Source organism: Moraxella ovis, assembly GCF_900453105.1.
GTDB lineage: Bacteria > Pseudomonadota > Gammaproteobacteria > Pseudomonadales > Moraxellaceae > Moraxella > Moraxella ovis.
Window position 1 is genome coordinate 538411 of the sequence record NZ_UGPW01000001.1, and the last position, 13178, is coordinate 551588.

Genomic DNA, 13178 nt, shown 5'->3' on the forward strand with positions numbered 1-13178 from the left:
AAGTGGCATTATACCACTTTTTTATTTTTATCGTCTGATTGAAAATTAAAACTTCATCTGCATGCCAATCAGACCGCCAACATCCGTATCACCATCAATGTGATCTGCGGCGATGCTTGCGTTTAGATTGGCATTGCCAAACTCATACTTGGCGCCCAGATGAGCGTGAGTGTAGGTATCTTTTTCGCCCTTAATGATGGTGTTAAATCCGCGAGTATATTCTCGAATAGAGGGTAGAGATGCGGTAACGATACGCTCGTCATCGTTAAACTCTCGGCTGACACTCACACCGCCATACAGGTCGGCTTTGTCATTTAGCGAATATTGCAGATTAAGCCCCAGCTCGCCTTGTAGGGATTTTTGGGTTTGTTTGTTAAAGCGCATCGCGGTCGATAGATTTGGGTTGTTCTCGGTGATGTCATCGACACGCACTTTTTGGGCATTCACACCGATATAGGGGTGATAAGTAACCGAATTGCCCAGCTGATAACCAAGTTGCAATCCTGCATGAGTACGTCTGCCGTTCGTCTCGCTCGTATGAGCTCGGGGCGCGCCATCCCAGGCGATATGACGATTGGTATCAATGCTAAGGCGATCAATGCCAACGTTGGCTTTAAGTTGCACATTGCCAAATTTCTGACGATGATACAGCCCTGCGCCGACGGCTTTTGTGGTTGCGCTCATGGTGCTGCCCAGATGGTCATCTTGCTCCTGATGGCTGAGATAAAAGCCTGTATTTCTATGCTGGCCAGCATTGTCGAAGCCGAGCGTTACGATGGGATCAACATCTTGACTACCTGACATATCTGCCCATAGCGAATGTGTATGAGAGTCCAAAGTATCCATACGGCGATTAAGCTGTCGATCCTTGGCGCTGCCTGTACGGATCAGCTGAGCAGGTAGGGAGGTAATCTGTGCCGGCGCATCAATAATGTTCTGATAGTACTGGGCCAAAATGCGATGCGTGCGTCCTGATGGGTGGATGTCATCGGCAAAGGCATAGGTTTCGTTGGCAGTAGGCTCTGTGATTTGCCAATTGCCTTCAAGGCACCCTAATGATGAAATCAAGTTATTTAAATTTTGGCATGCGACGCCGCTCACGTTGGTAAAGCCGAATTTCTCTTTGTTGGTAACCGCTTCTTGTAGAAGGGCAAAGGTGTTGGCAGGGATAACATTAGCTTCTAGGGTATTGAGCTGTGAGAAAAGAGTGCTATTATAAACGGTCGCAGCAAGTGTTGCTGGCTGTGCGATACTGGGATTCCCAACAGCTCGAGGTGTGATGCCGACGTCAGGCAGATTCGGTACTAGAATTTGTGTTGCGCCTGCTTCATGCAAGCGATTAATAGAATTAGCTTGGCTTAAGGATGTGGATTGAATTTTTGCCAATGCTTCCGTGGTAGGTTTTGAGCTTGCTGCCAGTAGGTCATTAGCGCCGATCCAAACCGCATAAAGTGCATTGGGATCAGCCTTTTGATTATTAGCAAAGTAATTATCCATCTGCTGGCGAACCGAAGGAATGGCAATCATATTAAATGCCGTGGTTTCATCCTTGTCAGCTTTAGCTCCACCTACGGCATAATTCGTACCCGTTAGAGTTTTGTTATCATTTGGGTTGGCAGTTAGTCCGTAGGATTTTGCCAAGGTGCCAGCCCAAGTTGTATCGGGATTGGTGGTAAATGAGCTGCCTGGCGTTCCTGTAAAAGGTGAGAGTATAGGATTGGCGTTAATTTGGCTGGCAAGATTTCCCGTATCCGACAAGCTGTCCCCAAAAATAACCAACTGACTGTAGTTGGCGTGCGAGGTTGGTGTGTATAACGAAAATGCTAATGCAGCGGCAATGGCAGAGCGCTTGATTAAAGCATGTTTTGGCATGATTGATTCCTTGTGTTAATCCTTTAAAAATACCTGCAAAGTCTAATTTGATTCATCCAATGCAGGCGCTTTATTAATTATCAACAAATAGAATTATGCTGATAATGGGCAGTCTTGCGGTAGGTCGTCTAATTCACTTTTGCCTGTCATGGCGTCGATGACCTTCAATCGTGGTGCGGCTTTTTCAGGGTGTAGTCCAAGCTCTGCCATCAAGCGATCGTCATTGGCTTGAGATTGGTTGCCTGTAGTGAGTAGCTTATCCCCATAAAAGAACGAGTTAGCGCCCGCCATGAATGCCAATGCTTGCTCGCCATCTGTCAGGCTCTCACGACCTGCTGACAGACGCACATAACTGGTCGGGCAGCAGATGCGTGTCACTGCAATCGTGCGAATCCATTCAATCACGGATAACTTGCCTTCAGCCAGAACCTTGTCACCAAGGGGCGTGCCTTCAATGGGTACCAGTAGGTTAACAGGAATGGACTGTGGTGGGATAGGCATTTGGGTGAGTTCATGCACCCAGTCAATGCGATCTTCACGGCTCTCGCCCATGCCGACGATCGAGCCACTACATACATTGATGCCTGCATTTCTGACGTGGTCTAGCGTCTCTAGCCGATCATCATAAGAGCGCGTGGAGGTGACTTGACTGTAGTAATTACGCGAAGTGTCCAAGTTGTGATTATAATAATCCAGTCCTGCATCTGCCAAGGTCTTGGCTTGATCGGGCTTTAGCATGCCTAGTGTCATGCATGTCTCAAGCCCCAGGTTTTTAACTTCGCCGATTAATTCAACCAGATATGGCATGTCTTTTGCGCTGGGGTGTTTCCATGCTGCACCCATACAGAAACGAGATGAGCCTGATGCTCTGGCACGTTTGGCGGCGTTGATGACTTTTTGGATTTCGAGGCGTTTTTCGGCTTCTAGACCTGTCTTGTCGCGATGATGCCCCGACTGTGAGCAGTAGCCACAGTCTTCAGGGCAGTTGCCGGTCTTGATGGATAATAGGGTGCTGATTTGAACTTCGTTGGCATTGAAATGCTGGCGATGGACGTTTTGTGCCTGCATCAGCAAATCCATCAAAGGCAAATCAAATAAACGGGCGATTTCTTCCTTGCTCTTATAGGTCGGGCTGTGTATAGTCATCATGATGTTCCTATCAAAAAACAGATAAGCAAGCTTATCAGTAAACAAATGTTCCTTATTTTAACAAATTCTACACCAATATCAAGCCTTAGCCATTGCTCCTTATTTGCCCAGCTTGGACTTAATGGCGCTAATGGCTTGCTCAGCATAAGGCTTGACCTGCGCGATGTATGGCTTGGCTTGATCGATATAGCCTTTATACTCTTCAGGGATTTTGACGGCATGCTTGGCAACACCTGCAAACCACAGTACAAGTTTATAATCGCCTGTGATCTTAACTTCGCCATCTTGAATGGCGGTCATAAAGGCGGCGATGTCACCTTTGGTCAGTAGCTTGACACCTGTGGTGGAGTCTTGAAATTCAATGGTTAGATCGGGGTCTTGCGTCTTACCAAGCGTGTGCGCAAAACCGCCTTGACGAAATTCATAATAACGTTCCGCGGTCGGGCTGATGAACTGAATGCACATGTCTTTGTCTTTGACAAGCGCGGTCAGTGCTTCGTTGGTGTTATTCTTAATCAATGACGACAGGCGAAAGCCAAGTGCAGCAAGCAGGGCGTCTAGCGCATCCGCCTTAACGTCTAAAATAGGCAATGTAAACATAAAATCCAATCTATTCTGGCTAAATTTATCTTAGTTTAACAAAAACCCTAAAAAATCAAGTAGGGCTTTTGTATCGGTGTTGATGTATTCTTACTGTGATAGGCAGCGTGAATTATCCGCGTACATCAAATCGATGTCCCAGCGCGTACAGCACGCCTTCAAGCCCTGTGATGTTCACGGCGGCATCAGTCTTGGTGCGGACGATAGGCTTGGCGTGGTAGGCGACGCCCACGTCACTGATCGCCATCATCGGCAGGTCGTTGGCACCATCGCCAACACAGACGACTTGATGCATGCCCAGACCTAGCTTCTCAGCGGTCTTGGCGACGATGGCAGCTTTCTTATCGCCATCGATAATGTTGTCATCGACTTGACCTGTCAGCTGACCATCTAAGATGGACAAGGCATTGGCATGATATTCATCCATGCCAAGCGTCTCGGCAACATATTTGGCGAATGGTACAAATCCGCCTGAGATTAACACCGTGTGATAACCGATGGCTTTTAGGGCGCGGATGGTGGCATGTGCACCCGATGAGAAAGTGATGTGATTGGCGATAATCTCATCGACGACAGAGGCGTTCACACCTTCTAACAGAGCAACGCGGCGCGCAAAGCTGGTCGCAAAGTCAATCTCGCCGCGCATCGCTTGTTCGGTGATGTCTAGAACTTTATCCTCAACGCCGCAATATCTGGCAAGCTCAACGATGACCTCTTGTTCGATCAGTGTTGAATCCATGTCAAAGCATGCCAAGCGGTGCTTATGCAGCATTTGCCCAATTGATAAAATATGAACATCCGCTTCATTACCAAGCTTGCTATGAAAATGCGCACTGATCTGCTCGTCGATGATGTGCGCGGCCGCTTCGCGTTTGGTGTCGCTCATCTCAGTGCGCTTGGTAGGTGCCAGCAGGTATCGATGAATGGATACATCAGCAAGCGGCGCGGCAGCTTCGATGATGTGTGCGTTTTGTTTGGCGATTTCGTCATCATGGACATCGATCGCTTGCCAATTGGCCTGTGTGTCCGTCCATGCTTTCATGAGCTCATCGACATTGTTGTGTGGATTTTTGGCGATGATTACGATGGCAAAGACAGGCAGAGAATCCAATGTGGTGCTATCAATGCTCATGCCTTCTGGCAAGACGTGTGCGACAGAAGATAGGGCGTTTTGCCATGCTTGGCTGCTTTTTGGTAGGGCGTAAGTCATGCTCATGAGAAATCCAAGTGTTTAATAAATGGTTCAAGATAAAATACTACAAAATCACTGCTATCATGCCCAAATCTGTCAAGAAATACAAGCCTAATTGTTAAATTTTATAAAACACACCCAAAAAAGCACCAAAAATCTCGCCAATAGGTTATTTTTTATAGAAAAAACCATGAAAAACAACACAAAAACGCATTAATTTATCAATAACCGTGTTAAAATAATCATTTTAATCAATTTTCTCCTTTTGTTCCAAGTTTTTGGTCTAGGCTTTTGATCTTATGACTTTTTTAGCGCCACGGCAAGGACTATTTGCCGCGATTATTTTGATAAGTTTGTGCTTGCATACGCTGTTTTTTGTGGTGAGTGAAGAGTGCAAGATTAAGGAAGAGCAGCGCGCTGTTGCCGAAAAGTCGGTGGCCTTGCTTGCCCAAGAGCTAAAAGTGCCACTTGCGACGAATGACCGCATCAGCATGAGTGTAGTCGCTGATAAATACGTCAAAGAATCTCAAGTGTCGTTCGTGGGAATCTACGACGCCAAAGATCAGCTGCTCGTACCTGTCGGCTCGGACAATGACAGCCAAGTTATGCTGCGTGAATCTGTGGTCTCTGGCAGTGATGCACTGGGCAGCGTCGTGGTGAAGGCGGCTGATGTCAGTCGCGCTGAGATCATCTCGAAGCATTGGCTGTTCTTGCTTGGCGCTCTAGGATTGCATGCGATGCTGTGGCTGCTTTATGGCTATTTGGCGCGTCCAACCCAAGAGCTAAAAGAAGCCATCGCCAAAAAAGTTCGTATGGATCTATTGGATAAAGGCATCTTATATCAAGCACCACAGCACAATGAAGATAGCGAGCCTGCTTCGAGCCAAAACCCCATCAAGTCATTCCTAGAAAAAGCCAAAACCGAACAAAAACCTGATCAATCCACCCAAGCTGCTACTCAAAGCGCTGAGGCAAGCTTGCACGACCAAGATTACATCGTACAGATGCTGTTTGAGGACCCTAATCAGCTGCTTGCGACCGTAAGCCATGATAATAAGGCAGCGTATTTTGCGCTGTGTGATCAGCTACTTGATAAGGCGATTGTGCATTTATTGGAGTTGCCATTATTGACGGGCGTCGATGCTTCTGTGATTAAGTACTACGATGACAAAGGCGCCAAAGTTGCCCTCCGAGGTGTATCACCTGCTAAGACTGCGACCGCTGCTGTGTTCTTATCTAAGCTTATGCTCATGCTTAACCAAGTGGTGTATGACAAGCACCGTGAGATTAAGCGATTCACTTGGCAGATTCGTACCACGGTCAGTGATGCACACCGCGCTGATTCGGTGGTGGATCTAGCCAAGAAACGCCGTGAAGCGCCGCTGATTCTAATTGACGATAAAGCTCAAGATGAGATCAAAATCTGCGCCGAACTTGTTCGCCTGGAAAACCCAATGTCCATCCAAGAGCGTGAAAGCCGTGCTCTGGCAAGTGTCACAAAAGCGACTGCTGAACGCCTACGCAGCGTGCGTGATAAAGTATTGCTTGAAGATTAGTCGTCTGCATGTCGCTTAACGTGACTAAGGTGCGGGATTTGTTTTAAGATTTATCACATTTTTGTCATAAAAATGTGCAAAAATTCTTGACAATTTTTGAAATAACAGATATAAGGCATTGAGTAGTCGGTAAAGTATTTTAATCCAAGCTTAGCCGATCGCCCGATGAACCAAAAACGCACATAAGGAGTCATGATGAGCGACATTGATGATGATTTTGATGATGACAGCTTTGAAGAAGATGCCGATACGCAGCTGGTGGACGAGACGAAAGCCAAGCCTTTGGAAAAGCGTTTAAAGATTGATGCGCTATTAGAGCAGCAGCGTCTAAAGAAGCTTCAGTTGGCACTTGAACAAGAAGATGACTTTGCTGAATTTGATTTAGATGACGATGATGATTTTGACGATTTGTAATTATCTTGTCAGAATTGATGGTAATAATGGGCTTGTATCGATGTGTAGGTATGAGCCTTATTTATAACAAATTCCCAACCCATAAGAGAGTACTATGAACAAGCAAGAATTGTTTGATTATTTGGCATCAGACGCCAACCAACTTGGTCTTGATCCGATCGCAGCGCATGGATTTTTGACTGCGACGGTGGTGGGTAAGCCGCTACCAAATTGGATCTCGGCATTTTTTGAAGGTGCGGACGCTCAAGTGTCAAGCGAAGTAAAAGACGCACTACAAGCATGGCAACAAGAACTGTACGACACCTTAAAAGCCGAAGAGCCAATCGAGTTGCCATTCGATGCCAGCGAAGAGGCGGAAGACTTTAGCGGAGAGGGTGATCTGGCGGCTTGGGCGATTGGCTTTGTCGATGCTATGTATTCAGATGAGAATGTTGATTGGTTCGATGATGAGAATACCGAAGAAGATGTGGCGATGCTCACTCTGCCGATGGTGTTACTGTCAGGCATCGATCCTGAGATGGATGAGATGCGCGATGAAGAGACGTTGGCGCAGATGGCTAATTCACTAGAAGACAACATCACAGAGCTGTTCTTGTTGTTCCATACAGATGATTGATTTTGATTGTATTTATGGTCATTTATCAGTAAAATGGGTCGCATTGACCCATTTTTTATTTGGGTAAAAATCCATTAAAATCAAGGACAATCATAAGGGTAATTATGCAATTATCAAACCTGGAATATCTGCCAAATCACACCATCACCGAGCGTCTAGACGTCGTGTATGGCAGCACCGTACGCTCAAAGCATATTGGTAAGGATTTCTTATCAGGCCTAAAAAATATCGTCGGCGGTGAGCTGGTTGCCTATACAGAGCTGCTAGAAGAAGCCCGTGAAGAGGCGATCGATCGCATGATTAAAAAAGCAAGTGCACTCGGCGCTGATGCCGTGGTGGGTGTTAGATTCTCCACGTCGAGCATCGCAGCAGGCGCATCCGAACTGTTCGTCTATGGCACCGCGGTTAAGGTCGCCAGAAGCCATGCGCCATTCACGCCAAGTGTAACCGATGATGTGTAGGAACCGTCATGGATAATGACATCATTGCGATATTGATGAATAACTTCGCCATCGTGTTGGCGGTGTTGTTATTCTTTGTGGGTTGGGCTTTTGGCGGGCTAAATGAGCGAAAGCACTTAGCCAGATTGGACAAAGATGAGAAGGCTTATCGCGACATCATCGTCTCTAGCGAGCGGTTTTATCGGGTAAATAGCCAGCAGGGCGGTCAGCTGGTTGTGGGCAATGTTGTGGTTGCTCAAGACCGATTTAAGATGGTGATTGCGCAGTTTTTGAGTATTTTTGGTAAGAACCTAACGACCTATGAGACGCTGTTAGAGCGTGGGCGACGTGAAGCGATCGTACGCATGAAAGCGCGTGCGCACATGGCAGGCTATGATGCGGTGATGGGTGTGCGTTTGGAGATCAGTAATATTGGCGCTAATGACCCATCGGGCGATGCCATCGAGGTGATCGCCTATGGTACGGCGTTTAAGCGATAACCATATAAAATAGATCGTCATTCGTGAAATATCCATCAAAAATTTCCCCAATAAACGCCCGTTTTAGGGTAAAATTAGCGGTTTTAGTTTTTATTATTTTGTAAATTTAAGAGTATTGTATGAGCGAGCATAACCAAAAGACACTGGCGGATTTATCCGCAGCTTATAACCCTGCTGAGATTGAGGGTGGGCGTTATCAGACTTGGGAGGAGGCGGGGTTTTTTAAGCCGACTTTTGATAAGTCAGAATCGTTCTCTATCGCCATTCCGCCGCCCAATGTAACAGGCTCGTTGCACATGGGGCATGGTTTTAATAACACCATCATGGATGCGCTGACCCGTTATCATCGCATGAAAGGCTATAACACACTCTGGCAGCCTGGCACCGACCATGCTGGTATTGCAACTCAAATGGTTGTTGAGCGCAAGCTTGGCTTGGAAGGGGTGACTCGCCACGATCTAGGTCGTGAGAAATTCCTAGAAAAAGTCTGGGAATGGAAAGAAGAATCGGGTGGTAACATCACGCGCCAAATCCGCCGCCTAGGCTCATCAGTGGACTGGTCTCGCGAACGATTCACAATGGATGAAGGGCTGTCTCATGCGGTGCGGGATGTGTTCGTTAAGCTGTACGATGATGGATTGATTTATCGTAAAAAACGCCTTGTCAATTGGGACTGTCAATTAAAAACCGCCATCAGTGATTTGGAAGTAGAAAATCGTGATGAAAAAGGCTTTATGTATCACGTTCGCTATCCTTTTGTCGCTGGGCAAACGGACGCCAATGGAGCAAGCCTTGACGGCAAGTATATGCACATTGCCACCACTCGCCCAGAGACCATTTTGGCAGACGGCTGTTTGGCAGTACACCCTGATGATAGCCGATATACGCACATTTTGGGTAAAATGGTGCATGTGCCTTTAACCGACCGTGTCATTCCTGTGCTGGCTGACCCTTATCCCGACCCTGAATTTGGTACGGGGTGCGTAAAAATTACCCCTGCTCACGATTTTAATGACTATGAGGTGGGCGAACGCCAAAACATTGAGATTATTAACCTGATGAACCTTGACGGCACGATGAATGAAAATTGTCCGCCTGCTTATCAAGGGCTTGACCGCTTTGACGCTCGTAAAAACATCATCGCCGACCTAGAAATGCACGGCTTTTTAGAAAGAGTAGAACCGCACGATTTAAAACGCCCCTACGGCGACCGCTCTGGTACGGTGATTGAACCGCTGTTGACCGACCAATGGTATGTCAAAATTGAGGCGTTAGCCAAACCAGCCATAGATGCGGTGCAAAATGGCGATATTAAATTTGTGCCAGAACAATATACCAATATGTACATGGCTTGGATGCGCGACATTCAAGACTGGTGCATCAGCCGCCAGCTGTGGTGGGGGCATCGCATTCCTGCATGGTATGATGATGCGGGTAACGTCTATGTGGCACATAACGAAGCTGAAGTTCGCGCCAAATATAACCTAGCCCAAGACATTACCTTGCGCCAAGATGAGGATGTGTTGGATACTTGGTTTAGCTCAGGGCTATGGACGTTTAGTACATTGGATTGGGGTAATCCTAATGACGATGGTCGTGTATTATCAACCTTCCACCCAACGAGCGTATTGGTGACAGGCTTTGACATCATCTTCTTCTGGGTGGCGCGCATGATCATGCTGACCATGCATTTTGTCAAGAATGCAGACGGCACACCGCAAATTCCATTTAAGACTGTCTATGTGCATGGGCTTGTGCGTGATGCCCAAGGTCAAAAAATGTCAAAATCTAAAGGTAACGTATTAGATCCGATTGACCTGATTGACGGCATTGACCTAGAAAGTCTGGTCGCCAAACGCACCACGGGGCTGATGAACCCAAAAGATGCCGCCAAAATCGAAAAAGCAACTCGTAAAGAGTTCCCCGAAGGCATCGCGGCACACGGTACGGATGCTCTTCGTTTCACCTTTGCAAGCCTAGCGAGCACAGGCCGCGACATTAACTTTGACCTAAAACGCATTGAAGGTTATCGTAATTTTTGTAATAAAATTTGGAACGCCAGCCGTTTCGTATTGATGAATGTCGAAGGCAAGACCATCGCATCAAATGCTAATCCTGACCTGTGGGAGCTGCCTGAGCAATGGATCGTCAGCCGCCTTCAAAAATGCGAACAAGCAGTTCAGACAGCATTTGAGACGTATCGTCTAGACTTGGCGTCACAAGCGATTTATGACTTCATCTGGAATGAGTACTGTGATTGGTATGTGGAGCTTACTAAGCCTGTGCTGAATGATGAGACTGTATCGGATGAGCGTAAGGCGGAGATTCGCCGTGTGCTACTTGCCATATTAGAGACGGCGCTGCGTCTGGCGCATCCGATCATGCCATTCATCACTGAGGAGATTTGGCAGATCATCGCACCGATGCTAGGACTTGCTAAGGCAGGCGATAGCATCATGCTGGCATCATTCCCTGTGGCGAATACCCAGCGCATCAACGATCAAGCCGAGAGTGACATGGCGTGGCTACAAAGCCTAATCGGCGCGGTGCGAAACATCCGCGGTGAGATGAAACTGGGTAATGCAGTGCGCCTACCGGTGCTACTTCAAGGCGTAACAGATGATCAAAAAGCAAGTCTGCTTCGCATCGAAAGTCAGTTCAAGGCATTGGCAAAAGTTGAGAGCCTAACCATTGTTGGTAGTGATAAAGACGTGCCATTATCATCACAGGCGCTGATCGGATCATTAAAAGTATTGGTGCCGATGAAGGGTTTGATTGATCCAACGGCTGAGCTGAACCGTCTAAATAAAGTGCGTGAAAAACTCCAAGCCCAAGCAGATGGCATCACCAAAAAGCTATCCAACGAAGGCTTTGTCGCCAAAGCGCCTGCCCAAGTGGTAGAAGCGGAGAAAGCTAAGCTTGCTGAGCTAGAAGGGCAGATTGGGGAGATTGAGAAGCAGGTGGGGCAGTTGCAAAGCCTGTAATTCTAATAACAGCAAATAGATTATTTTTATAATCTATTTGCCTAATATACCAATTAATGATGAAAAAAATAAATGAAACCTTTTATAAAATGGGCGGGCGGTAAGAATTCTTTGCTTGATGAAATTCAAAAACGCTTGCCTGATTTTGTCCACTCACAAGATTTTTGTTTGGTAGAGCTTTTTGTTGGTGGTGGGGCGGTGTCCTTATGGGCATTGTCCGATTTGCCACATCTAAAACAGCTTATCATCAATGATTACAATGCCGATTTAATCAATGTTTACCCACATTAGCTCTAATCTTTAAAAGATAAACAAAGTATTGGGTTTATTATTTTTATTTGGCTGTCATTTTAATCTAAGTGGATTGTGATGTTTGTTAAATGACATTCAATTAGATTGGATATGGGTAGATACTATAAAAAGATAAAGAGAGTATAGGGCATATAAAAGACGATGAATTTATATTTTGATAAAAACTTAGCAAATGAATACAGTAGTAAGGCTCAAATTGCAAGAGTTTTAACTGAAAATTGGGTGTTGAATAACTCATATTGTCCCAAATGCGGAAATCTGCCATTATCTGAATTTGAAAACAATCGACCTGTTGCTGATTTTTACTGTCAAAATTGCCTCGAAGAATTTGAGTTAAAAAGTAAAAATGGTCGTTTGCCCAATGTGATAACAGACGGTGCTTATACAACGATGATAGAGCGTATCAACGCTAATAACAGCCCAAACTTTTTCTTCTTAACTTATGATAAACAGTGGCGAGTTAATGATTTTTTGATTATACCAAAACAATTTTTTACTCCAAGTATTATTATCAAAAGAAAGCCTTTGTCGCCCAATGCAAGGCGTGCAGGCTGGGTTGGATGCAATATTGATATATCCAATGTTGTTGATTTTGGTAAAATTTTTTTGGTCAAAAATTCTCAAATAATTAATCAAAATTTGGTGCAAGAACATTTTAATAATACCTTATTTATTCGCACTAAGAATATAGAGTCAAGAGGTTGGATATTGGACATAATGATGTGTATAGATAGTATTTCAAAAGATACTTTTAACCTAAAAGATATTTATGATTTTGAAGAGATATTAAAAATAAAATACCCAAACAACAACTTTATTAAAGATAAAATTAGACAGCAGTTGCAAATTTTAAGAGATAAAGGATTGATTGAATTCGTTGCCCGTGGTCGATATAAAAAGGTAAAATATGCAAACCTATAAAATACAACTTCAAGAGACTTTATCAAAAATTATTGAGGTTCAAGCAAGTAACATTGATGAAGCCATTCGTATCGTACAAGAATCCTATCAAAATGAAGATATTGTACTGGATTGGGGTGATTTTGTTTTGGTGGAATTTGATGATGTTTCTGATTAAAAATTACTTCGTATTTCTCTTGCCGTTATTTTACCTATTCAAGTGAATGGATAATTTGGGCAAGAAAACATTCTAAGATACCACATTATTTTAACCATGATTTGATGAAAAAATTAAATGGCGACAAACAACAAAAAGACATATGGCGATTGCCTGCGGTGGGCAGTTGGGAAAAGACACAGGGTAAACACCCTACTCAAAAACCACTTGGGCTTTTATCTCGTATTATATTATCATCTACCCAAAAAGGCGATTTGATTTTAGATCCATTCTCAGGTTCTGGTACAACAGGTATTGCGTCAATATTGCTTGATAGGAAATATGTCGGCATTGAACAAGAATTGGAATTTTTGGAACTATCAAAAAGGCGTTATCAAGCAATGACACTTGAATCAAAATATGAATTTAAACAAAAAATTCGTGAACAAATCAGTGTGATTTAACCATAGAAGAAAAGCCATAGAA

At 45.0% G+C, this 13178-nt stretch carries 14 protein-coding genes; 10 read left to right on the plus strand and 4 right to left on the minus strand.

Annotated elements, in window-relative coordinates:
• Positions 1–45 precede the first annotated feature (45 nt).
• The 4 genes from DYD54_RS02730 to serB form a co-directional block, all read right to left on the minus strand.
• Positions 46–1872, minus strand: coding sequence for an autotransporter domain-containing protein (locus tag DYD54_RS02730; protein WP_063513649.1), 1827 nt, complete (start codon positions 1870–1872; stop codon positions 46–48).
• Positions 1873–1965: 93 nt separating this feature from the next.
• Entirely contained in the window at positions 1966–3021 is a 1056-nt protein-coding gene (gene bioB, locus DYD54_RS02735; protein WP_063513650.1) for a biotin synthase BioB, read from the minus strand.
• A gap of 99 nt (positions 3022–3120) precedes the next feature.
• Positions 3121–3621 carry a hypothetical protein gene (locus DYD54_RS02740; RefSeq protein ID WP_063513651.1) on the minus strand — a complete coding sequence of 167 codons (501 nt, stop codon included), beginning with the start codon at positions 3619–3621 and terminating at the stop codon, positions 3121–3123.
• Between the two features lie 112 nt (positions 3622–3733).
• Positions 3734–4837 (minus strand): phosphoserine phosphatase SerB, encoded by a 1104-nt coding sequence (gene serB, locus DYD54_RS02745; RefSeq protein ID WP_063513652.1) that lies wholly within the window; start codon positions 4835–4837, stop codon positions 3734–3736.
• 275 nt (positions 4838–5112) lie between these two features.
• Between serB and DYD54_RS02750 the strand changes: the two genes are divergently transcribed.
• From DYD54_RS02750 to DYD54_RS02795, 10 genes are all read left to right on the plus strand, one after another.
• Positions 5113–6369 (plus strand): hypothetical protein, encoded by a 1257-nt coding sequence (locus DYD54_RS02750; protein WP_063513653.1) that lies wholly within the window; start codon positions 5113–5115, stop codon positions 6367–6369.
• A gap of 195 nt (positions 6370–6564) precedes the next feature.
• A complete protein-coding gene (locus DYD54_RS02755) occupies positions 6565–6783 on the plus strand; it encodes a PA3496 family putative envelope integrity protein (protein ID WP_063513654.1) in 219 nt (72 codons plus the stop codon).
• Between the two features lie 94 nt (positions 6784–6877).
• A complete protein-coding gene (locus DYD54_RS02760; protein ID WP_063513655.1) occupies positions 6878–7399 on the plus strand; it encodes a UPF0149 family protein in 522 nt (173 codons plus the stop codon).
• Positions 7400–7503: 104 nt separating this feature from the next.
• Positions 7504–7860, plus strand: coding sequence for a YbjQ family protein (locus tag DYD54_RS02765; RefSeq protein ID WP_046696216.1), 357 nt, complete (start codon positions 7504–7506; stop codon positions 7858–7860).
• A gap of 8 nt (positions 7861–7868) precedes the next feature.
• Entirely contained in the window at positions 7869–8339 is a 471-nt protein-coding gene (locus DYD54_RS02770; protein WP_084260577.1) for a YbjQ family protein, read from the plus strand.
• A gap of 119 nt (positions 8340–8458) precedes the next feature.
• Entirely contained in the window at positions 8459–11323 is a 2865-nt protein-coding gene (locus tag DYD54_RS02775; RefSeq protein WP_063513656.1) for a valine--tRNA ligase, read from the plus strand.
• Positions 11324–11395: 72 nt separating this feature from the next.
• Positions 11396–11614: a DNA adenine methylase gene (locus DYD54_RS02780; RefSeq protein WP_063513657.1), complete on the plus strand. Its 219-nt coding sequence runs from the start codon at positions 11396–11398 to the stop codon at positions 11612–11614.
• 162 nt (positions 11615–11776) lie between these two features.
• Positions 11777–12556, plus strand: coding sequence for a DpnI domain-containing protein (locus DYD54_RS02785; RefSeq protein ID WP_063513658.1), 780 nt, complete (start codon positions 11777–11779; stop codon positions 12554–12556).
• Positions 12543–12713: a DpnD/PcfM family protein gene (locus DYD54_RS02790; protein ID WP_084260578.1), complete on the plus strand. Its 171-nt coding sequence runs from the start codon at positions 12543–12545 to the stop codon at positions 12711–12713. The genes DYD54_RS02785 and DYD54_RS02790 overlap by 14 nt, the downstream gene beginning before the upstream one ends.
• 2 nt (positions 12714–12715) lie before the next feature.
• Positions 12716–13156, plus strand: a complete 441-nt coding sequence (locus DYD54_RS02795; protein WP_305887993.1) for a DNA-methyltransferase — start codon at positions 12716–12718, stop codon at positions 13154–13156.
• The last annotated feature ends 22 nt before the right edge of the window (positions 13157–13178 follow it).